This is a genomic window from Hydrogenophaga sp. L99 (assembly GCF_058731905.1).
Window position 1 is genome coordinate 1,638,057 of the sequence record NZ_CM178972.1, and the last position, 19,868, is coordinate 1,657,924.

21 protein-coding genes, 1 tRNA gene and 1 riboswitch are annotated in these 19,868 nt (G+C 61.1%); of the genes, 11 read left to right on the forward strand and 11 right to left on the reverse strand.

Features of this window, described 5'->3' with window-relative positions; all coding sequences use genetic code 11:
* Positions 1–79: 79 nt before the first annotated feature.
* The 5 genes from fdxA to AC4QBL_RS07740 all read left to right on the forward strand — a co-directional run bounded on the left by fdxA (position 80) and on the right by AC4QBL_RS07740 (position 4,630).
* Positions 80–409, forward strand: a complete 330-nt coding sequence (gene fdxA, locus AC4QBL_RS07720) for a ferredoxin FdxA (protein WP_472901487.1) — start codon at positions 80–82, stop codon at positions 407–409.
* Between the two features lie 5 nt (positions 410–414).
* Positions 415–1,515: an NAD(P)/FAD-dependent oxidoreductase gene (locus AC4QBL_RS07725; protein WP_472907478.1), complete on the forward strand. Its 1,101-nt coding sequence runs from the start codon at positions 415–417 to the stop codon at positions 1,513–1,515.
* Positions 1,516–1,618: 103 nt separating this feature from the next.
* Positions 1,619–1,721, forward strand: a riboswitch (TPP riboswitch).
* Positions 1,722–1,796: 75 nt separating this feature from the next.
* Complete coding sequence (locus AC4QBL_RS07730) at positions 1,797–4,013, forward strand: TonB-dependent siderophore receptor (protein ID WP_472907479.1); 2,217 nt, start codon at positions 1,797–1,799, stop codon at positions 4,011–4,013.
* A 55-nt stretch (positions 4,014–4,068) separates the two neighbouring features.
* A tRNA-Asn gene (locus AC4QBL_RS07735) sits at positions 4,069–4,144 on the forward strand.
* Positions 4,145–4,483: 339 nt separating this feature from the next.
* Positions 4,484–4,630: a helix-turn-helix transcriptional regulator gene (locus AC4QBL_RS07740; RefSeq protein WP_492131656.1), complete on the forward strand. Its 147-nt coding sequence runs from the start codon at positions 4,484–4,486 to the stop codon at positions 4,628–4,630.
* 522 nt (positions 4,631–5,152) lie between these two features.
* Here the strand turns inward: AC4QBL_RS07740 and tnpC (AC4QBL_RS07745) are convergent.
* From tnpC (AC4QBL_RS07745) to tnpA (AC4QBL_RS07755), 3 genes are all read right to left on the reverse strand, one after another.
* Entirely contained in the window at positions 5,153–6,667 is a 1,515-nt protein-coding gene (tnpC, locus tag AC4QBL_RS07745) for an IS66 family transposase (RefSeq protein WP_472908506.1), read from the reverse strand.
* Between the two features lie 81 nt (positions 6,668–6,748).
* A complete protein-coding gene (tnpB, locus tag AC4QBL_RS07750) occupies positions 6,749–7,081 on the reverse strand; it encodes an IS66 family insertion sequence element accessory protein TnpB (RefSeq protein ID WP_472908505.1) in 333 nt (110 codons plus the stop codon).
* Positions 7,078–7,416 (reverse strand): IS66-like element accessory protein TnpA, encoded by a 339-nt coding sequence (gene tnpA, locus AC4QBL_RS07755; protein ID WP_472900638.1) that lies wholly within the window; start codon positions 7,414–7,416, stop codon positions 7,078–7,080. The genes tnpB (AC4QBL_RS07750) and tnpA (AC4QBL_RS07755) overlap by 4 nt, the downstream gene beginning before the upstream one ends.
* A 95-nt stretch (positions 7,417–7,511) precedes the next feature.
* Between tnpA (AC4QBL_RS07755) and AC4QBL_RS07760 the strand changes: the two genes are divergently transcribed.
* The gene (locus tag AC4QBL_RS07760) at positions 7,512–8,711 is read left to right on the forward strand and encodes a branched-chain amino acid ABC transporter substrate-binding protein (RefSeq protein WP_472908503.1); all 1,200 of its coding nucleotides are present in this window, start codon (positions 7,512–7,514) and stop codon (positions 8,709–8,711) included.
* Here AC4QBL_RS07760 and AC4QBL_RS07765 read toward each other — a convergent pair.
* The 3 genes from AC4QBL_RS07765 to AC4QBL_RS07775 form a co-directional block, all read right to left on the reverse strand.
* Positions 8,696–9,772 (reverse strand): IS3 family transposase, encoded by a 1,077-nt coding sequence (locus AC4QBL_RS07765; RefSeq protein ID WP_472900372.1) that lies wholly within the window; start codon positions 9,770–9,772, stop codon positions 8,696–8,698. The genes AC4QBL_RS07760 and AC4QBL_RS07765 overlap by 16 nt on opposite strands.
* Positions 9,769–10,302 carry a transposase gene (locus tag AC4QBL_RS07770; RefSeq protein ID WP_472900371.1) on the reverse strand — a complete coding sequence of 178 codons (534 nt, stop codon included), beginning with the start codon at positions 10,300–10,302 and terminating at the stop codon, positions 9,769–9,771. Before AC4QBL_RS07770 ends, AC4QBL_RS07765 begins: the two co-directional genes overlap by 4 nt.
* 317 nt (positions 10,303–10,619) lie before the next feature.
* A complete protein-coding gene (locus AC4QBL_RS07775) occupies positions 10,620–11,198 on the reverse strand; it encodes a response regulator (RefSeq protein ID WP_472908458.1) in 579 nt (192 codons plus the stop codon).
* 70 nt (positions 11,199–11,268) lie between these two features.
* On the opposite strand from AC4QBL_RS07775, the gene tnpA (AC4QBL_RS07780) reads away from it, so the two are divergent.
* The 3 genes from tnpA (AC4QBL_RS07780) (at position 11,269) to tnpC (AC4QBL_RS07790) (ending at position 13,735) form a co-directional block, all read left to right on the forward strand.
* Positions 11,269–11,712 (forward strand): IS66-like element accessory protein TnpA, encoded by a 444-nt coding sequence (tnpA, locus tag AC4QBL_RS07780; protein ID WP_322226610.1) that lies wholly within the window; start codon positions 11,269–11,271, stop codon positions 11,710–11,712.
* On the forward strand, positions 11,688–12,038 hold the full coding sequence (gene tnpB, locus AC4QBL_RS07785) for an IS66 family insertion sequence element accessory protein TnpB (RefSeq protein WP_012203341.1): 351 nt from the start codon (positions 11,688–11,690) through the stop codon (positions 12,036–12,038). The genes tnpA (AC4QBL_RS07780) and tnpB (AC4QBL_RS07785) overlap by 25 nt, the downstream gene beginning before the upstream one ends.
* Positions 12,039–12,139: 101 nt before the next feature.
* Positions 12,140–13,735 carry an IS66 family transposase gene (gene tnpC / locus AC4QBL_RS07790; RefSeq protein ID WP_472908459.1) on the forward strand — a complete coding sequence of 532 codons (1,596 nt, stop codon included), beginning with the start codon at positions 12,140–12,142 and terminating at the stop codon, positions 13,733–13,735.
* 33 nt (positions 13,736–13,768) lie between these two features.
* On the opposite strand, the gene AC4QBL_RS07795 is transcribed toward tnpC (AC4QBL_RS07790), so the two are convergent.
* From AC4QBL_RS07795 to AC4QBL_RS07810, 4 genes are all read right to left on the reverse strand, one after another.
* Positions 13,769–14,482: a UPF0149 family protein gene (locus AC4QBL_RS07795; RefSeq protein WP_492131643.1), complete on the reverse strand. Its 714-nt coding sequence runs from the start codon at positions 14,480–14,482 to the stop codon at positions 13,769–13,771.
* A 120-nt stretch (positions 14,483–14,602) separates the two neighbouring features.
* Entirely contained in the window at positions 14,603–15,607 is a 1,005-nt protein-coding gene (locus AC4QBL_RS07800; protein WP_472908465.1) for a PAS domain-containing protein, read from the reverse strand.
* Positions 15,516–16,717 (reverse strand): IS3 family transposase gene (locus tag AC4QBL_RS07805; protein ID WP_472903721.1). Its coding sequence is split into 2 segments (ribosomal slippage): positions 15,516–16,447 and positions 16,447–16,717, totalling 1,203 coding nucleotides; the frame shifts between segments, so codons are not numbered across the junction. The genes AC4QBL_RS07800 and AC4QBL_RS07805 overlap by 92 nt, the downstream gene beginning before the upstream one ends.
* A 33-nt stretch (positions 16,718–16,750) precedes the next feature.
* Positions 16,751–17,473, reverse strand: a complete 723-nt coding sequence (locus tag AC4QBL_RS07810; RefSeq protein WP_472908461.1) for a GAF domain-containing protein — start codon at positions 17,471–17,473, stop codon at positions 16,751–16,753.
* A gap of 403 nt (positions 17,474–17,876) precedes the next feature.
* Here AC4QBL_RS07810 and AC4QBL_RS07815 point away from each other — a divergent pair, with 403 nt between their 5' ends.
* Complete coding sequence (locus AC4QBL_RS07815) at positions 17,877–18,206, forward strand: YegP family protein (protein ID WP_472908462.1); 330 nt, start codon at positions 17,877–17,879, stop codon at positions 18,204–18,206.
* A 173-nt stretch (positions 18,207–18,379) separates the two neighbouring features.
* Here AC4QBL_RS07815 and AC4QBL_RS07820 read toward each other — a convergent pair whose 3' ends face one another.
* Positions 18,380–18,994: a DUF937 domain-containing protein gene (locus AC4QBL_RS07820; RefSeq protein WP_472908463.1), complete on the reverse strand. Its 615-nt coding sequence runs from the start codon at positions 18,992–18,994 to the stop codon at positions 18,380–18,382.
* Between the two features lie 360 nt (positions 18,995–19,354).
* Between AC4QBL_RS07820 and mscL the strand changes: the two genes are divergently transcribed.
* Positions 19,355–19,783 (forward strand): large conductance mechanosensitive channel protein MscL, encoded by a 429-nt coding sequence (mscL, locus tag AC4QBL_RS07825; RefSeq protein WP_472908464.1) that lies wholly within the window; start codon positions 19,355–19,357, stop codon positions 19,781–19,783.
* Positions 19,784–19,868: the final 85 nt, after the last annotated feature.

A 19,868-nucleotide genomic window follows, 5' to 3' on the forward strand; every position in this document is an offset into this window, starting at 1 on the left:
TCAACGCAAGGGGCTTGACCCCTCCCTACACTCTGGAAAACCCTAAAATCTGGGGTTTTACCGAACAGCCCACCACACCATGACCCACGTTGTCACCGAATCCTGCATCCGCTGCAAATACACCGATTGTGTGGACGTCTGCCCCGTCGACTGCTTCCGTGAAGGCCCCAACTTCCTGACCATCGACCCCGATGAGTGCATTGACTGCGCCGTCTGCATTCCCGAGTGCCCGGTCAGCGCGATCTACGCCGAAGAAGACCTGCCCAAAGACCAGCTGCACATGACCCAGCTCAACGCCGATCTGGCCGTGCTGCCAGGCTGGAAAAGCATCACCAAGCGCAAAGAGCCGCTGCCCGACGCCGACGACTGGAAAGACCGCAGCGGCAAGCTGTCCGAGCTGATCCGCTGAGCACCATGGACCCGCAACTGGCCCCTGCCGTGATGGACACAGCAGCCGCGCATGATGGTCCGATCGAAACCGATGCCGTCATCGTGGGTGCCGGCCCGGTGGGCCTATTTCAGGTGTTTGAGCTCGGGCTGCTGGAGATCAAGGCGCATGTGATCGACGCGCTGGCCTACCCTGGTGGCCAGCCTGTGGAGCTGTACCCAGACAAGCCGATTTACGACATACCGGCCATCCCAGTGTGTACCGGCCAGGAACTCACGGACAGCCTGCTCAAGCAGATTGCACCGTTTGGCGCCACGTTCCACCTGGGTCAAGAAGTGACCACAGTGGCGCAACAAGCTGACGGGCGCTTCTTCGTCGAAACGTCCAAAGGCACCCGCTTCCTCACCAAGACGCTGTTCATTGCCGCCGGGGTGGGCGCCTTTCAGCCGCGACTGCTCAAGGTGGACGGTCTGGAGCGTTTCGACGATTCACAGCTGTTTTACCGGGTCAAGAACCCGGCCGACTTCGCCGGCAAAAATCTGGTGATCGTGGGCGGTGGCGACTCGGCCATTGACTGGGCGCTCAACTTCGTGGCCGATGGCCCGAACAAAGCCGAAAGCGTGATCCTGATCCACCGCCGCGACGGCTTCAAGGCCGCGCCCGCCAACGTGGCCAAGATGCGCGACCTGTGTGACCAACTCGAGATGCAGTTCATCGTCGGCCAGATCACCGGCCATGAAGAACAAGACGGCCGCCTCAGCGGTGTCAAAGTCACCGGCTCTGACGCCGTGACCCGCGTGGTGCCGCTCGACGTGCTGCTGGTCTTTTTTGGCCTGTCGCCCAAGCTCGGCCCCATTGCCGACTGGGGCCTGGAGATTGAACGCAAGCAGCTGGTCGTGGACACCGAAAAGTTTTCCACCAGCATTCCCGGCATCTTCGCCGTGGGCGACATCAACACCTACCCAGGTAAAAAGAAGCTCATTTTGTGCGGCTTCCACGAATGCGCCCTGGCCGCTTTTGGTGCCATGCCCATCATCTTTCCGGACAAGAAGGTGTTTTTGCAATACACCACCACCAGCCCCAAACTGCACAAGGTGCTGGGTGTCGAGTCACCGGTGTTTGACTGAGCCGATCCCGTCAAAACCCATTGAGCCACCTGCGCTCACCCGCAAAGCCCTCCCACCGGAGGGCTTTGTTTTTGCACCTACAATCCAACCGCGCTTGAAAAAGTGCATTCGCTAGGGGTGTTGCGGTCTGACAAGGCTGCGACTGAGAAAGTCCCTTTGAACCTGATTGAGGTAATCCTCGCGCAGGGAAGCAGCCACGCAAAACCCAACGCACGCCCGACGTGCGCCAGCTCCGTTTTGCGTGCAGCCGACCTGCCATTGACGTCCCACGGACACAACACATGGCAACCACCAACCGAAACGCTTCCCCACTTTGCCTGCCCGCTGCGGCGGCAGGCCCTTTCAAACCCAGCAGCGCTGCCGTGGCCTGCCTGCTCGCTTGCGCGTCTGCAGCACAAGCGCAAAGCCCGGCGCCCACGGCCAGCCTGGCTGAGGTCGTCATTCAAAGTGACGCAGTCACCGCTGCGCCCGACGTCAGCGGGTTCGCAGACCAGCCCCTGGCCCATTCGCCGCTGAGCGCCACCGTCATCTCGTCGGACGAGATCATCAACACCGGGGCACGCCGGCTGAGCGACCTGTACCGTCTGGACGCGTCGGTTTCAGACGCCTACAACGCTGGCGGCTATTACGACTACGCGAGCGTGCGCGGCTTCGTCATCGACAACACCTACAACTACCGCCGCGAAGGCCTGCCCATCAGCGCCGAAACCGCGCTGCCGCTGGACCACTTGGAGCGCGTGGAGTTGCTCAAAGGGACCAGTGGCATCCAGGCCGGTACCAGCGCGCCCGGCGGCCTGTTCAACCTGGTGGTGAAGCGCCCCACCCAAAACAAGCTGCGCAGCCTGCGACTGGAAGCCAACAGCACCGGCAATGCGCTGGTGCATGCCGACCTGGGCGGGCGCCTGGGTGACAACCGCGACGTGGGCTACCGCCTCAACCTGCTCGGCGAGCGCCTGAACAGCCACGGACGCGGCACCGAAGGTCAGCGCGCCCTGATGGCGCTGGCAATGGACGCGCGTCTATCGCCCGACAGCCTGCTGGAAGGTGAATTCGAGGTTTCGCGCCGCAGCCAGGCCAGCGTGCCCGGCCTGAGCCTGCTGGGAAGCGCCCTGCCCCCGGCCGATGCCCGCATCAACATCAACACCCAGCCTTGGAGCCAGCCCGTGGTGTTCCAAAATTTCAGCGGCAGCGTGCGCTACACCCAAGCCATCAACAGCGACTGGAACTGGCAAGCGCAGCTGGGCACGCACCGGCTGAAGACCGATGACCGGTTGGCGTATCCCTATGGTTGCTACGACCCGGTTGCCGACGAATACCTCTTCAGCTATTGCCCCAATGGCGACTTCGACCTCTACGATTACCGCAGCGAAAACGAGCGCCGCAACACCACAGCCGCACAGTGGCGCATCAACGGCAAACTGACCACCGGCGCCCTTCAACACCAAGTGAGCGCCGGCGTGGTCACCAGCCGCTTCACCGACCGGGGTCAGCTGCAAGCCGACGATCCGTACAACCCGGTTGGCATTGGCAACATTTACACCCTGCCTACCTTCGCGCCCTTGGCCGAATACACCGACCCGTACACCAACCGCACCGAGCGCAGCACCGAGTTCTTCGCCACCGACGTGATCCGCTGGAACGAACAGCTTCAAACTTGGTTCGGCCTGCGCCACACGCTGCTCGACCGCGCCAGCGTGCGCACGGACGGAACGCGGGCCACCAACTATACCCAGAACGTCACCACGCCATGGCTGGCCGCCACCTGGCAGCTCAACGCGGCGCAGATGGCCTACGCCAGCTGGGGGCAAGGTGTCGAATCGGAAGTCGCGCCCGGCCGCGCACGCTACACCAACCAGGGCGAACCGCTGCCGGCGCTCAAAAGCCGCCAGTGGGAGCTGGGGCTGAAATCGGACACCGGTAGCCAGCGCTGGAATGCCACACTTTTCAACATGGTGCGCCCTGCGTCTGGTGATCTGCTGTTGGGTGGCGCACCGGCGTGCGAGGCGGATGACTCCTGCACCCGCATCATCGACGGCAATGCCCGCCACCGCGGGCTAGAGCTGGGTGGTGGCCGCACCAGCGGCGCATGGTCCTACGACGCCAGCGCCACCTGGATTCACGCCGAACGCCGCAGCTCGGTGATCGATCCCGCGCTGAACGGTCAACGCCCCACCAACGTACCCACCTGGGTGCTCAGAGCCAACATCAGCCACGCCCTGGCCACGGTGCCCGGCCTGCACCTGGGCGCCCACCTGTCACACGAAGGGCGCCGCGCCGTGCTGCCCGACGGTTCGTTGCAACTCCCTTCCTGGACACGAATCGACGCCTCACTGCGCTACGATACGCGGCTGCAAGGCCAGCCAGCCACCTGGACCCTGGCAGTCGACAACCTGCTGGATCGCCGTTTTTTCAAAGAGTCGCCGTATCAGTATGGTCACGTCTACTTGTTTCCAAGCGCACCACGCACCGTTCGCCTGTCTCTCCAGACAAATTTCTGAAAAATTACGGCCCACTTGAAAAAATGGCGAAAATGTCCCTATAATTCAAAGCTGTTCCCTGATAGCTCAGTCGGTAGAGCGACGGACTGTTAATCCGCAGGTCCCTGGTTCGAGTCCAGGTCGGGGAGCCAAGTAAATCAAGAGTCAGCAGGTTAGCGCCTGCTGACTTTTTTGCTTTCTGGGTCTCCCGTGTCCGACACGTGTCCGAAATTCTTAGCGGACACATGCATGTGTCCGGATCGCAACAGACCGGCCTTGCTCAGACGGCATCGAAAACGTTCAGAGGCTCGGTGACAGAACTCTATGGGCTAGATTTCTCAGCAAATCCAGCGAGACGTGGGTCCCAATCGGACCCTAAAGTAGCCGCATGCCTCCATCGGGAGAACGCCGTGCAACAGCCATCCAGCCCACCACCAGATTTTCACGATCAAGTGCCGACCGTGTTTCTGCGCATGCCATCCGTCATGCAGATGACGGGCTTGGGTCGATCCACAATCTACAGGCTCATGGCCCAACAACAGTTCCCCTGCCCGGTTCGACTCGGTGTGCGTGCCGTGGCCTGGCGCCGAAGCGAGCTGGATCTGTGGAGCCAGACACGCCCAGCTACGTCGCACTGATGAGGACAGGCTCACCGTTGGAATCCATCGGGTTTGCAGCGACCCAAACACCCACCCGGAGATGGCCAACTGCGGCAGGAGAAGCCGTATCCTGGGTGGCTCCAGTGCAGCGACTGCCGTCGGTCGCGGCACAGGGGTGGGTTCACGCAGCGTGGCGCAAAGCCGTCATCGGCTCACCCAGCAGCACGGCGGCATCAATGACAGGTATCGAAAGGGTTGCAGTCATCCAGCCAAGCAGTCCACAGGTTGCCCCGCCAACTCGCGGTCGAATGTCCGCTGCACGAAGGGTCGAACTCACGCTCAGTCTCAAGACACGGCGGTGGTGCAGTCTCAATGAAATCAACGTACGCTCTTTACGAGCGAGAGAACGCTGAATGACTTCTCACCATGCGTACATAGGCGTTTATTCAGAACGATTCCCAGGCTTCCCGATAATTCGTACATCAACCACCAGGGGTGTAAGCGGACGGCGATCCCACCCCGCCCGTACGACAAGGCCGTTCCCCACCTGAGAATGCGCTATCAGGTTGGCTGCCAGTGGTGCGGCAGCAACTCGCCGATCTGGCTGGCGCGCTGCATGGGCAGGCGTGCCATCACATCGCGCAGGTAGGCGTAGGGGTCGTGCCCGTTCATGCGCGCTGACTGGATCAGGCTCATGACGGCCGCTGCCCGCTGGCCCGCGCGCAGGCTGCCAGCGAAGAGCCAGTTGTTGCGGCCAATGGCAATCGGCCGGATCTGGTTCTCGATCCAGTTGTTGTCCACGGGCAATTGCCCATCCCCCACGAACCGGGTCAATGCATCCCAGCGCCGCAGGCTGTATTCCAGCGCCTTGGCGCTCGCTGAGCCCTCGGGCACCTTCTGACGTTGCAGCACCATCCACTGGTGCAAGGCATCGAGCAGCGGCTTCGTTTGCTGTTGCCGGATGGCTTGGCGCTGATCGGTCTGCAGCGCCTTGACCTCACGCTCGATCTCGTAGACCCGCGCGAACTGCTGCAGCGCGAACTCGGCGATCTGGCTCTGGTTCGCTGCGTGCAGGTCAAAGAACTTGCGCCGTGCGTGCGCCAGGCAGCCGACCTCGGTCACGCCACTGGCGATCAAGGCTTTGTAGCCGCTGAAGTCGTCACAGGTCAGGCTGCCTCTCCAGTCGCCCAGAAAGCGCCGGGCATGTTCGCCCGAGCGCGATTCGCAGAAGTCGTAGACGACCACCCTGGTGTTCTCGAAGGCGCCCGTGGCATAGGCCCAGAGGTAAGCCCGGTGCGTTTTGCCATTGCCGGGTTTGAGCATCGCCACCGGCGTCTCGTCGGCATGCAGCACGCTGTGCTGCAGCAGCTCGGCCTTCATCGCGTCCACCAGCGGCTGCAACTGCACGCCACAGGAGCCCACCCATTGCGCGAGCGTGGAACGCGGGATCGCCAAACCGGCGCGACCAAAGATCGCTTCCTGGCGGTACAGCGGCAGGTGGTCGGCGTACTTGGCCACCAGCACCTGCGCCAGCAGCCCGGTGGTGGGGATGCCCTTATCGATGACGTGAGGATCGACAGGGACTTGGGTGAGCGTCTCGCACTTCGAGCACGCCCACTTGCCCCGGATGTGGCGCTCCACGGTGAACACGCCGGGCACGTAGTCCAGCTTCTCGGCCACGTCCTCGCCCACGCGCAACATCCGGCAGCCGCAGGCGCAAGTGGTGGACTCGGGCTCATGGCGGATCTCGCGCCGCGGCAGGTTTGCCGGCAGCGGCGCGCGCTTCGGCGCCTTCTTATCTTCCAGCTTGGCGGGCGCCTGCGCTTCCTGCAGCGCATCGATCTCCGTGGCCACGGCCGCCAGGTCGGCCTCGATCTCGTCTTCGAGCAAGCTCTTCTGCTCGGGGTTGAAGCGCTCGGACTGAGCGGCGAACTTCATGCGCTTCAGAAGCGCGTTCTCGTGCGTGAGTTTGTCCAGCAGCGCGCTCTGGTGGCGCAGTTGCGTCATGAGGCGCGTGGTCAGCTCACGCAGCTCTTGTGCGCTCAGGCTCTGCAGGGATTGAGGCTCGACCACCATGGGTATTCACTGTGCCAGCACTGGCACGCGCGCACCATTGGCGCATGCCCCAATTGGCAAGCACCGGTCTGCGCTTCAGAGTCAGACCACGGTGATGACACCACCGTCGGCCAGGCGCTGCCAGGGCAGGCCCAGCACCAGCGCATCAAACTGCGCACGGGTCAGCGCGGCGGTGCTGGCCGTATCACGCGGCCAGACGAACTTGCCGCTGTTCAGGCGCCGCGCCGCCAGCCACACACCGATGCCGTCGTGCACCAGCACCTTCATGCGGTTGGCGCGCCGATTGGCGAACAGGTACGCGTGGTGCGGGTGCGCTGCGCCGAAGACCGACACCACACGGGCCAGCGCTGATTCGGTGCCCGCTCGCATGTCCAGCGGTTCGGTGGCCAACCACAAGGCATCCACACGTATCATTTGAGCAACTCTCGCATCCACACCGAGCAATGCTCGGCCGCGGCCAGCGGCCAGGTCACGCAGACGTTGGTAGCGCCACGGCGCACCTCGATTCGGATGTCTGGTGCGGGTGCGAACGCGAGAGGTGGCATCGGCACCGGAACGAATGCGGGAGCCTGCGGGGCAGGCAGCGCACCACCACTTTGGCTGCGCCACTTGTGAACAACATTGGCGTTGATGCCGTGGGACAGGGCAATGCGGGCCACCGAGGCACCCGGCTCGGCGCACTGAGCGAGGATCTGCTGTTTGAGCTCGGCGCCGTACCGCCGGCGGGTCTTCTTCTTGGCTTCATTCATGGTGTCCACCTATTTCGTTTGGTGGACACCATCGTTGCCGCTTAAGCCAAGATCTTCAAGGGTGGGATGACCGCGCGCTTACCCAGGGGTTTTGAATGGGAAAGAAATTTGTTGTGGCCGCCGGCCTGATGCTGCCTTTGATGGTCGCCGCTCAGGGCGTTCTCCCAAGCACTCAAATGAATATCGACCGTGCGGCTCCTGCACCTGTAGCAAAAGTGGTTCGAATTGGTCATGTGGCTCCCATCAGCGGCGAGCTTGCGCATCTTGGAAAGGACAACGAACTGGGCGCTAGGATGGCCATCAACGCGCTCAATTCCATGAATGTGACGATGCAAGGCATGCCGGTCGTCTGGGAGCTGCAGACCGAAGACGACCATGCCGATCCCAAGGAAGCCGTGGCTGCTGCTCGCCGCCTTGTTGGCGGTGGCGTGCACGGGGTGGTCGGGCATCTGAACTCTGGCGCATCCATCCCGGGCGCGGCAATCTACGATGCAGCCGGCATCCCCATGGTGACTCCATCGTCCACGAATCCCAAGCTCACCCGCCTGGGTTACCCTGGTGTTTTCAGGCTTGTCGGCGATGACATGCAGATGGGCGAACAACTCGGGCGCGTCGCCGTTGAAAAGTTTCGCGCCAAGAAGATTTTCGTTGTGGACGACAGGACCTTCTACGGTTCCTACTTGGCAGAAGGGTTCATCGAGGGCGTGCGAAAAGCAGGCTCGGACATTACCGAACAAGCCTTCCTGCGCGAGGGAAACAAGGACTACCGCGCAGTTGCCAAGCGGGCGCAAGCCATCGGTCCCGACATCGTTTTCTTTGCCGGCATGGACGCCGATGCAGCTCCATTGCTACAAGAGCTCGTGCGCGCGGGTGTTCGATCATTTCTCATAGGCGGAGATGGCATGTGCAGCTCGGATCTGCCCAGGCTTGCAGGCCCAGCGTTGGGCGAAGAGCGAGTCCTTTGTGCCGAAGCCGGTGGCGTCACCTCCAGTGAAGCAGATGCACTCAAGGCGTTCAAGGAGAACTTCCGTAAGCAGTATGGCCAGGACGTCCAGATCTACGCCCCGTACAGCTACGACGCCGTGATGGTGCTGGCCAATGCCATGATCGCTGCGAATTCAGCTGCACCGCAGGACTACCTCCCCAAGCTGAAATCGGCGCCCTATACCGGCGTCACCGGCTTGATCAGTTTTGATGGAAGGGGTGACCTACTCAAACCCGCGTTCACCATGATGACCTTCGGAAGTTGTCAAGCTAGTTGTCGCCTGAGGTTGTCAAATCAAGCTGCCTTCTGATCGGACTCCTTGGTTTGTGGGCTGTCTGGGTTTAGGTGAACCTCGTCGATGAAGGTCCAGTTGCGGGTGTTTCCTGACCAACGCGCTGGATGTTGTTGCCTGGCTTTTTCATAGACCGCAGCACGTGCGTGCAGCAAAGCTTCATCGGTCTGTGCATGGCGCTGCGCGGGGGTCACGAAGCTGATTGCACTGTGCCTGTGCTGCTCGTTGTACCAGTGCACCAGCTCGGTCACCCAGCGCCTGGCCTGCATCAGATCGGCAAACGGCTTGAGCGGCAGCTGCGGGCGGTACTTCAAGGTCTTGAACAGCGATTCGGCGTATGGGTTGTCGTTGCTCACCGCGGGGCGGCTGCGGCTGTGTGCCACGCCCAAGCGCTGCATGGTGGCCAGCATCGTTTCGCCCTTCATCGGACTGCCGTTGTCCGAATGCACTGTGACCTGATCCGCACCAACGCCCTGGCGCCGACAGATGTCCTCCAGCAGCGCTGCAGCCCGCTCGGCGCTCTCGCAATCGAAGACCTGCCAGCCCACCACCTTGCGGCTGAAGATGTCCACGAACAGGTACAGGTAGAAGAACAGGCCGCGCACCTGGGTGGGCAAGTAGGTGATGTCCCAACAGTAGATCTGGTCGGGCCTTCTCGCCACCAAGGCGCGGGGTTTGCTGCGCTTTTGCGGCACGCGTTCAAGGCGGCGGTGAGCCAGTTGCCCAGCCTGACGCAGCAGCCTGTACAGGGTTGACTCGCTCGCCACGTACATGCCCTTGTCAGCCAGACGGGGCACGATCTGGCTGGGTGGCAGGTCCTTGAACTCCTCACTGTTGAGCACAGCCAGAGCCGCCAGGCGTTCAGCGTCGCTCAGTTTGTTGGGCGGGCAGTTATGACTGCGTTGATCAGGGGTGCGCCTGTCGCCCACATACAGCGCATTTTTTCCAGCATCCACCCAGCGCTGCACAGTGCGTGCGGCCAGCCCGATGATCTCGCAGGCCCTGTGCAAGCGGGCGCCAGCGATGCAAGCTTCGGCGATCAGCTCCAGCACGGTGGCGCGTTGTGCGAGGGTGCTCATGTGTCCTCGCCCTGCGATTTCAGAACCAAGGCCTGGAACTTTTTTTGAAGGATCAGCAAAGCGGCGGCCTCGGCCAGCGCGCGGTCCTTGCGGCGCACCTCGCGCTCCAGCTGGTCGTGCCGGCCTTGCAACTCGCGCAGCGCAGTGTTGGCCAGGCGTTGCTCAGCGGCGCTGGCAGCAGCGGGTTGCGTCGATGCGCAAAAGGCTTCGCGCCACTGGATCAGCTGGTGCTCGAATAAGCCCTTCTCGCGGCACCAGGCGTGCAGCGCCGGCCCCACCAGGGTGTGGCTTTCGTTCAAGGCCAACAGCCGCTGAACAGGGCTCCACTGGGCTGCGGGCGTATCGCTGGGCAGCGTTGGCGCATGCGCCAACGCTGCCCCCACAGGGCGCGATCTCTTGAGCCAGCCCTTGAGCGTTCCCAGTGGCATGTTCAGCTCAGTGGCCACCGATTCCAAGGTGCGCGAGCCGCGCGTGCGGACCTTGCTCAATGCCTGCTCTATGAACTCTGGCGAATGTTGATTCTTTTGCATGTTGTGTCGCTTTGGCGCGGATCATCCGCGTGAAAAAGGAGGCGACAACTAGTCTGACGCAGGGGGCCTTCAAAGGGGGGCAGCGCGTGACGGCTGGCGTGGTCCGTTGAGGTCCATGACCGATACAGTCCTGCCCTCGCCTTACGATCCACACCTTAAGAGACAGCTTCAGGGCCCCATGCCGTCATTCGCTAGCGTGAATTGACCGCCGCGAAACGGTCGCTCGTACCAACAAGCCTTGGACGAGGATCAAGTAGTGTCGCGGACGAAGAGTGAGGCGCTTAACTTAGCTACCGCGCCAGCGAGTTTCACAGCGATCAGGGCGAGATCGTTGGCTTGTTGCGCAGTAACCGCTGCATCGCTGCTGCCAGCTCTTGAGGAGAGTCGGGTTTGAAGACGATTTCGGAGATTCCGACGCTCAACGCCTCGTCTCGCATGGCGTCGGTGATGTAGCCCGATATGAGAGCAACGGACACACCAGGTCTGAGCGCAACCACTTCTTTGAGCACTTCAATCCCGTTATCACCCGGCATGTTGTAGTCGGAGATGACCACGTCAAAATGTTGATCAGTTGTTCTCAGCAACTCCCGCGCATCATGAGAAGAGACAAACGCTTTCACTTCATGACCGCTGCGTTCAAGCAACCGCGTGATGAGGAATACCAGCGCATCGTCGTCGATGTACAGCACACGGCCTTTGGGTTCAAGTGACGAACCGGACGGCATTGACGCAAATGGGGCTGCTGCATCACTCTTCGCCGCAGCGACTGGGAAAAAGAGATCAAAACGAGTGCCCGCACCCGGCGCACTATCAACGACGATCTTGCCGCCATGGCGTGTGACGATTCCGTGCGCAACCGCCAGCCCCAACCCGGTACCTTCACCGTAAGCGGTCATCCAACTACGTCTTCCCACAGAGCGCTTGAGAGGAGAAGCTACGTGTCCATGTAGAACAAGGTGGACACGTATGTCAGAGATCGACGCAGAGGTGGTACGGCGCCTGGTCACGGGTCGCAAGAACGATGGACGGGCCGTGTACGACCCGCAGGCCAAGGCAGAGGTGGTGCGGGCGTGCCTGAAGCCGGGTGTGTCGGTGGCGCGCATGGCGCTGCAATGCGGCATCAACGCCAACTTGCTGCGCCGCTGGATCACCCAGAGCATGGGTGCAGACATGAAGGCAAGTCGGGCCAGCATGCCGACCGTGGCCATGGCCAGCACCAGTGCTTTTGTCCCGCTGCGGCTGGCGGCCCCCGAGGTGTCCTCCGTCACCGCTGCGCAGATCAAGGCACGCCTGCACGCCCGACTGCCCAATGGGGTGGAGATCGACCTCAGCGAAGCAGGCCCAGGCGAGTGGTTACCCGTCATTGAACTTCTGGGGCGCCTGCCATGTTCCGACTCGACGACACGCTGACGGTGTACCTGCACCGCCCGGCCATCGACTTCCGAACGGGCATCAACGGTCTGGCCATCCTGGTGGAGCAAGCCCTGGGCATGAACCCGTTCGCGGCGGCGGTGTACGTGTTCAGCAACCGCCAGCGCAACCGGGTGAAGATCCTGGTCTGGGAGCGCAACGGCTTCTGGTTGTTGATGAAGCGCCTGGAGCAAGACCGCTTCATCTGGCCGGACGAGGCGGTGGTGCCGACGCTGACGGTGGAGCAACTGCACTGGTTGCTTGATGGCATTGATCTGGCGGTCACACAGCGACATCCACAGCGGTTCTACGAGCGCGTTGCGTGAGGCTGGTGCTGCCGAAATGAGCAAGGCCACTGCTGAGAATATTTGCCGCAAAATCTCCAGCACAAGGAACCGCCTGAGCGACAAGCAGATCGAAGCAGGCGATGGTTCACATGCCCACCGCCGAAGAATTTGCAGCCTTGCAAAAGGCGCTGGCCCAAGCCACCCAGACCAGCGAATCGCTCGCTGGTGAGCTGCGCATCACGCGCGCCGAGCGCGACCTGCTCAAGGAGCAGCTCAACAAGTTCAAGCGCCAGTTGTTCGCCGCCAAGAGCGAGGCCAGCGCCGGCCACCAGAAGGACATGTTCTTCAACGAGGCCGAGGCGCTTGGATCGGCAACCCAGCCGGCCCAGGAAGAAACCGAGGCCGACGACAACACTGTCGAGGTCCCCGCTCACAAACGGACCAAGCGCGGGCGCAAGCCGCTGGACCCGGCGCTGCCGCGCGAGGTGGTGCGCCACGAACTGCCCGAGTCCGAGCGTGTCTGTCCTCACGACGGTGCCGTGCTGCGGGAGATTGGCGTGGAGGCCAGCGAGCAGCTCGACATCATTCCGCAACAAGTGCGCGTGATCCGCCACGAGCGGGTCAAGTACGCCTGCCCGTGCTGCGACGGCACGCTACGTCTGGCGGCCAAGCCCGAGCAAGTCATCCCCAAGGGGCTGTTCAGCGAAGGCCTGCTGGCCTGGGTGATCACCTCCAAGTACGTGGACGGCCTGCCGCTGTACCGCCAGGCGGCCTTGCTGGGGCGCTTTGGCGGCAGCGACCTCTCACGCAACACCATGGCCGCCAGCGTGGTGCGGGTGGGCCAGGCGGTGCAGCCCGTCATCAACCTGCTGCGCGACCGGGTGCTGGACGCCCCGCTGATCTTCGGTGACGAAACCGAGATCCAGGTGCTCAAGGAGGCTGGGCGCAGCGCCCAGTCCAAGAGCTACATGTGGGCGCAGATGACCGATGGCTCTGGCGCCAGCGGCACGGGTCCGCCCATACGCTTGTTCGCCTACTCACCCTCACGCAGCACCGAAGCGGCGCAGCGTCTGTACGTCGGCGTGCGCGAGGGCGGCGTGCTGATGAGCGACGGCTACGAGGTCTACAACAAAATCGCCTTGGCCAACAAGCTCGTGCACATCGGGTGTTGGGCTCATTGCAGGCGTTACTTCAATGACGCGCTGCAGGCGTGTCCCAAGAACAACCGGGGGCCAGAGCAGCTGGCGGCCAAGTTCATCGCGCTGATCGGCAAGCTCTACCGTGTGGAGGCACTGGCCAAAGAACAACGGCTGGATGCGGGCGCTTTGCTGCAAAGCCGCCAAGCCCACAGCGTGCCGGTGCTGCAAGAGATCCAGGCCCTGCTGCTGGCCAACGTTCATGCGGTGCTGCCGGGCAGCTTGCTGGGCAAGGCGCTGCACTACCTGTCCTCTCAATGGGTCAAGCTGGAGCGCTTCGTCACCAGTGGCCACTACCCCATAGACAACAACGGCTGTGAGAATTCGATCCGTCCGTTTGTCATCGGCAGACGCAACTGGCTCTTCGCCGACACCGTGGCAGGCGCCAACGCGAGCGCCAACCTGTACTCGTTGCTGGAGACCTGCAAGGTCAACGGCGTCGATGGGTACCAGTACCTGAGGGCGCTGCTGGTGGCACTTCCACGGGCCAGGACCGTTGAGGACTACGAGGCCTTGCTGCCCTGGCGACTGGTGCGGTGATCCACCGCCTGACAGTTCGAGGCGCGAGATGGCTCAGTGCAAATCGGCCGCAGCACCACAGCACTTCTTGAACTTCGCCCCGCTCCCACAAGGGCACGGATCATTGCGCCCCACCTTGGGCTGCATCGACTTGGCCACTTCCCGCTGATAGACAGCGAGCCGAAGTGGCAGCCAGTGAGCGTGCATGTCCAGAACAGCCGGCGGGATTTGTTGAGCCAGCTCCGATCGCATGGCCGGTGTTCGGGTGAGTTCGTCCTGATCCACGGAATAGTCGTCTTCGCCCAGCAGGGCAATGGGTCTGAACCAAGCTTGCCCTTGGGGAGTGGACAGCAACGGTTGCCAGTCCTTCCAGCAAAGCCTCATCCCCTGGACAAAGCCGTACGCCCACGATTCTGCGTCGTCGTACTCACGCTCGTCACCGTCGTAGGCCATCGTTGACCAGCACGGGCTGATCTCCCGGGGGTCATCCCCCAGGCCGGCAATGATGGTGTTGAAGTGGCGCATGACCAAGCCCAGCATGTGGTTCAGCTCTTCGACGGAACCCATCGGAGGCATCATCTCCTTGGTACCCCAGATCTTGGGCAGCCATTGCTTGGGATGCACGGTCGTCGGCCCGACCGCAATGGCGTGCAAGAACCCATCGACCATGTCCATGGTCATGCCTTCTTCCGTGTCAACGCCGAACAGCAGAAAGTGGTCGAGTTCTTCGAACTCTTCCTCGGACAAGGGAGCAAATGGGTCTGTCATCAACTGAATGTGAAATGCGGCGCTGACCCAGATTCTCGCGCGTCGCAGACCGCACCACGCCGAGAGAACATTCATTGCCGCAACGGGCATCCGAGTGCAAGGGCGTGGTCAATAGAGCGCTTACCCTTCACCTACCGGCTTGGTCGTGAAAAACGGCTCAAACAAGTGCTGTTTTGTTTCGTCGTCCATCCCCACGCCGTTATCAATCACCGAAATCAGTAGGCAAGGCACTTCTCTATGAATCTGCGGATCCGTAGCGAGACAGGAAGCAAGACAGCCTCGCGCCTCAATGCGAATTTCGCCAGGTCTCGACGCCATGGCATGCGCTGCATTGGTCACCAGATTCATCAGCACCTGATCGATTTGCACTCGATCTGCGTCGATGCAGGGCGTGTCATCGTACAAGTCGAGCACAAGTGAGACCTGAGCGGGTAAGAGCGGACGCAACAACCGCGTCATGTCCTCCAGCAGTTGCTTGGGGTTTACCGTCACACGATTGGTGGGTTGCTTACGACTGAACGCGAGGATCTGCTGGACCAAATCACGGCCCCGCAATCCCGCTTTCTCGATTTCGTTCAGCGACATTTGAATAGAAGGATTCGACAGCGCATCGCCCGCCGCGAGCTTGGTGTTGCCCAGGATGATTCCCAGGATGTTGTTGAAGTCGTGCGCGATTCCACCTGCGAGCGTGCCGATCGCTTCATGCTTTTGGGCTTCCCGCACCTGAGATTCGAGGGATGCCCGCTGCGCCTCGGCTTGCACGCGTGGTGTGACATCGACCAGAATCCCGGCGACGCGATAGGGCTGGCCTTGGTCATCGGCATAAAAGCGACCCTTAGTCCAAAGCCAATGCGTCGAGGTGTCGGGCCATACACATTTGAACTCGACGTTGTACGACCCGAAGCTTGTCATCGCTGTTTGAAAGTGCTGGTTGACGCGCTCGCGATCATCGACGTGGACGTGATTCAGGAAGGTGTCGTACCCCCACTCTGTATGACCTTGCCCTCGTTTGGTGTAGCTCTTAGCCCGACGATTACGCGGCCTTTTTGCGCTGTGCCTCGTACCAGCGTTGCTCGAACTGCATCGGGCTGAGGTAGCCCAGCGAGGAATGAAGCCGGCGGTGATTGTAGAAAGCCATCCAGTCCATCACAGCCTGTTTGGCCTGCTCTCGCGTGGCGAACTTGTGCCCATGCACGCTGGCCGTTTTCAGGCGGCCCCAGAAGCTCTCGGTCGGCGCGTTGTCCCAGCAGTTGCCCTTCCTGCTCATCGAGGAACGCATCTTCCAGTCTTTCAAAGCATCCTGGAATTCGCCGCTGCAATACTGGCTGCCCCTGTCGCTGTGGAATATCAGACCAGTCGGCGGGCGCCGCCGCCACCACGCCATGGCCAGCGCGTCCTTGACCAGGCCCGCCTGCATGTGCGGCTGCAGGCTCCAGCCCACCACCTGACGGCTGAACAGGTCGATGACCGCAGCCAGGTACAGCCAGCCCTCGTCGGTGGCGATGTAGGTGATGTCTCCACTCCACAGCTGGTTGGGTGCCTCGGGGGTAAAGCGCCGCTGCACCAGGTCTGGTGCCACCGGCAGACTGTGGCGGCTGTCGGTGGTGACCACAAACTTGCGCTTGGTTCTGGCACGGATACCGTGCTGCTGCATCAACTTGCGCACCCTGTCCTTGCCCACCCGGATGCCCCTGGCCAGCAGTTCCTTGTGCATCCGAGGCCAGCCGTATTCCCCCTTGACCTCGGCGTGGATGGCGCGGATGTGTGCCAGCAGTGCTTCGTCGCTGTGGCGCCCGCCGGGCCTGCCAGCGATGTCCTGTGGGCGGCGCAGCCAGTTGAAGTAGCCGCTGGCGCTGACCTCCAGCACGCCGCAGGAGACGCTCACCGGGTACTGCTGCCTCATTTGGTGAATCCAGGCGTACCTCGCAGCGTGTCCTGCGCGAAGTACGCCGCGGCTTTTTTTGCGATGTCGCGCTCCATCCTCAGGCGCGCAACTTCCGCTCGCAAACGCGCTATCTCCATCTGCTCGGGCGAGACCCCCACGGCCTTGTTATCGCCCCCAGCGCCGCTCAACGCGCCTTTGGCTGCCTGGCGAACCCAATTGCCCAGACTGGCCTTGGGGATCCCCAACACCTTGGCCACCACAGCAATGGCCTGACCGGCGCTCACCTGACGGACCGCCTCCAACTTGAACTCCTGCGTGTACTGCGCACGCACCTGCTTTGCTGCTGTCATTCCTTGACTCCTTGTCGGTATTTTCAACAAGGACTAAGAACTCCACTTTTCAGGGGCAAGGTCAGTAACGGCATCCGCGTAGCCAAAGCAACGGTCGTGCATCAAGGAGCGCCGCGCAACATTGGTCTGCAGGTTCATGTCCCAATCACCGATCCCTGCGGACTCCAGCGCAAAACGCAACCGCTCCTCGCTCTCGCAAGCTAGTTTCAACGCGCGATCGCGTTCCACTTCGATGAGGTGTGCTTCAAGCAATCGGCTGGCGCTGGCCGCCATGGACGTGAGAAACGATCTTTCTGAAGACGACATGCACCTTGACACGGTGTCCATGACGCACAAGGCGCCAATTCGATGCCCCCTGACCCAAAGCGGTGAAACTGCAAACGAGCGAACAAAGGGTGGCCCGGCTACAAACGGATGTTGACAGAAGCGTACATCCGAGCGAGCGTCGTCGACTTCAAACACCACGTCGTCGGAAAGGGTCCGGGCCGCGAAGCTGTAATCTCTAGACAAGCACACCGTACCCTCCAAGCCGACCGAGGCATGCAGCCATTCCTGATCAGGATCCTCCTGTGTCAGCGTCGAGATCGGCACGCCCAATGCGTTCGCCACGGCGTTGACGATGTGTCCGAGGACAGCGTCGGTCGCGGCTGAGGACACGTCCAGTTGTTGGAGGATCTCAAGGCGCCCTGCTTCTTCAGTGGAGCCGGCTGATGATTGCACTTTCTTTGCCGATCGACGAAATTGGTGGGAGTGCACTTGGCAGTACTGCACTTTGATTAAATGTTAATACGATTCAAAATCGCCTTGTTGACGAACATCAACGGATGGCCGAGCTACTGAGATGAAATGAAAAGCATTCGCACAGCTGTCGACTGCGAGATCTCCCGCTGAAACTACGCAGAGGCGTGTGTCCCGCTGGCATTGACATTCGATCAAAAATGCGTGGCCTGCGGCTAAAGCAGAAAGCCCTTGTCTGTACGAGTCCTGCTGAGTGTGGCTGGTCTAGCTGGAGTTTCCAAGCGCTATCGCTGAGTGTTTTTCTCGATTTCGCTTGGTTGGATGAGCCGTGGCAGGGCTCAAGGTGATCAGCGCGAACAATAGACTTTGCTTTTTTCCGATCTGATGAGAGACTGATTACCCAACTTGAAAGGAATCACACATGGCGGGCTACTTTGAACTCAAGCAAGCGGCAGGTGAACATTTCATGTTCAACCTCAAGGCGGGAAACCACCAGGTGATCCTGACAAGCGAGCGATACGCCACCAAGGAAAGCGCGGAAGCTGGTATCGCATCCGTCAAGGAGAACGCTCCTCTTGACGAGCGCTATCAACGCAAGGCTGCCAAAAGCAACGAACCGTATTTCGTCTTGGTTGCAAGCAATGGTCAGACCATTGGCAGGAGCGAAATGTATTCTTCCACTGAGGCCATGGAAGGCGGCATAGCGTCAGTCAAAACGAATGCACCAGGTGCACCGACCAAGACACTCTGAGGAAAGCGGCAAAGGCTAAAAGACGACAACCACACGCTTCAATCGGAACGGTACGAAGCACCCGTCTGGCGTAGCAGGTGACTCAGCGTTATCGCTTCGCCAGCGTCATCGACCCCCCAGAGTCTTATGGATCGCTGCAATTGGCGGCGCACTTTGGGCGTAGTGATGGGGGCCTAGCCTCTTGCTTTACTCGCCATGCGCAGGATGTCGTCCAAGGCATTGCCGTCGCCGTTCAAGTCCAGCATCCCGCTCAAACCGCCCAGTGCAGGAGGCCCGCCAGCGCCCGCCCCCGCACTGGCACCGCCAATCAAGCCACCAAGGCTGCCCATCAGACCTCCAAGCCCGCTCGACCCTTCTCCCATGGTAGGCTGTTGCCCGGGACTGCCAGCCTGCTTTGCCATGTATCCGGTGACCAGCATCGCCAGCAAGGGCAACATTTTTCGCAGCACGCCGGAGTCGAGGCCAGACTGAGAAGCTGCGTTGTCAGCCACTGCACGACTCACATCCTTTGAGCCAAAAATCTGGCCCAATACTTCGTTCCCTTGACTTGGGTCTGTGGGTTGTGCCCCGAGGACTTGATCGAGTAGACCTCCGCCTCCGAGCTGTCCCAGCAACCCACCCAATCCGTCAAGACCAGACGGCTGGGCCTGAGCCTGCTTTTTCATTCCGCCCAAGATGGCAGGCAACAATGCATCCGCACCAGCAGCAGCCTGATCTTCACTCAGGCCCAGGTCGCGCGCGACCGATTGCAAGCCGCCCGCTTGGGCAAGGATATCGGTGAGGTTCATGGTTTTCTCCGTGTTCAGATGAGCTGATTCATCATCACGTTAACCGCTCGTGGCGGCAAGCTTTGGCAATACGACCTCAGAAAGCGTCACGAGGGCAACTGGACCGAACTGCCATTTGCATTAAACGGTCAACCCAACTCGCAGGCAAGTGCCATGCGATGTCCGTACTCCGAAGTGGATCAGTCGCCCCATCACGTGCTGCGTCCATTTTTTCGAGACTGTCAGCGCCTCAGACCCGGGATGTCGGTTCTCGAAAAATACCCACCATCCTGTCTTGCGCGTGTGAGAATTGTTCACGCCTACAAGCTGCATGGTAAGCTGAGGCGGTCAGTTTTTTCACCATTCGATAAGGGGAGCGCCATGAGCATGATGCAAGAATTCAGGGAGTTTGCAGTCAAGGGCAACGTCATTGATCTGGCTGTGGGCGTGATCATTGGAGGAGCCTTCGGCAAGATCGTTACCTCGATGGTGGACGACATCATCATGCCCATCGTGGGCTCCATCTTTGGCAACCTGGACTTCACCAATCTGTACGTGGCACTGGGCAAGGTACCGGAGGGCACCGCTCCTACTTTGGCTGCACTCAAGACTGCTGGCGTGCCGACGCTGGCCTACGGTAACTTCATCACGGTGGCCATCAACTTCATCATCCTGGCATTCATCATTTTCCTGATGATCAAGCAGGTCAATCGGCTCAAGCGCGAGACGCCGGCTGCACCACCCACCCCCGTGGCCACGCCTGAAGATGTGGTGTTGTTGCGCGAGATCCGCGACAGCCTCAAGAGGTGATGTCTCGGGCCTCCAGTGGCCGCCACTCGTCTCGACAAACCTTTTCCGAGGATCCGAGCTTTTTGCTTCTCTCCCGTTTGATAAA

Excerpts from the sequence above, each read along its gene's own strand:
- AC4QBL_RS07760 (WP_472908503.1), top strand. The coding sequence starts at position 7,512 with ATGGGAAAGAAATTTGTTGTGGCCGCCGGCCTGATGCTGCCTTTGATG.
- AC4QBL_RS07795 (WP_492131643.1), bottom strand. The coding sequence starts at position 14,482 with ATGACAGACCCATTTGCTCCCTTGTCCGAGGAAGAGTTCGAAGAACTC.
- AC4QBL_RS07740 (WP_492131656.1), top strand. The coding sequence starts at position 4,484 with ATGACGGGCTTGGGTCGATCCACAATCTACAGGCTCATGGCCCAACAA.
- tnpC (WP_472908506.1), bottom strand. The coding sequence starts at position 6,667 with ATGGTGGTCGAGCCTCAATCCCTGCAGAGCCTGAGCGCACAAGAGCTG.
- mscL (WP_472908464.1), top strand. The coding sequence starts at position 19,355 with ATGAGCATGATGCAAGAATTCAGGGAGTTTGCAGTCAAGGGCAACGTC.
- tnpA (WP_472900638.1), bottom strand. The coding sequence starts at position 7,416 with ATGAATGAAGCCAAGAAGAAGACCCGCCGGCGGTACGGCGCCGAGCTC.
- AC4QBL_RS07765 (WP_472900372.1), bottom strand. The coding sequence starts at position 9,772 with ATGAGCACCCTCGCACAACGCGCCACCGTGCTGGAGCTGATCGCCGAA.
- tnpA (WP_322226610.1), top strand. The coding sequence starts at position 11,269 with ATGTCAGAGATCGACGCAGAGGTGGTACGGCGCCTGGTCACGGGTCGC.
- tnpB (WP_012203341.1), top strand. The coding sequence starts at position 11,688 with ATGTTCCGACTCGACGACACGCTGACGGTGTACCTGCACCGCCCGGCC.
- AC4QBL_RS07730 (WP_472907479.1), top strand. The coding sequence starts at position 1,797 with ATGGCAACCACCAACCGAAACGCTTCCCCACTTTGCCTGCCCGCTGCG.
- AC4QBL_RS07815 (WP_472908462.1), top strand. The coding sequence starts at position 17,877 with ATGGCGGGCTACTTTGAACTCAAGCAAGCGGCAGGTGAACATTTCATG.
- AC4QBL_RS07775 (WP_472908458.1), bottom strand. The coding sequence starts at position 11,198 with ATGACCGCTTACGGTGAAGGTACCGGGTTGGGGCTGGCGGTTGCGCAC.
- AC4QBL_RS07820 (WP_472908463.1), bottom strand. The coding sequence starts at position 18,994 with ATGAACCTCACCGATATCCTTGCCCAAGCGGGCGGCTTGCAATCGGTC.
- tnpB (WP_472908505.1), bottom strand. The coding sequence starts at position 7,081 with ATGATACGTGTGGATGCCTTGTGGTTGGCCACCGAACCGCTGGACATG.
- AC4QBL_RS07770 (WP_472900371.1), bottom strand. The coding sequence starts at position 10,302 with ATGCAAAAGAATCAACATTCGCCAGAGTTCATAGAGCAGGCATTGAGC.
- tnpC (WP_472908459.1), top strand. The coding sequence starts at position 12,140 with ATGGTTCACATGCCCACCGCCGAAGAATTTGCAGCCTTGCAAAAGGCG.
- fdxA (WP_472901487.1), top strand. The coding sequence starts at position 80 with ATGACCCACGTTGTCACCGAATCCTGCATCCGCTGCAAATACACCGAT.
- AC4QBL_RS07725 (WP_472907478.1), top strand. The coding sequence starts at position 415 with ATGGACCCGCAACTGGCCCCTGCCGTGATGGACACAGCAGCCGCGCAT.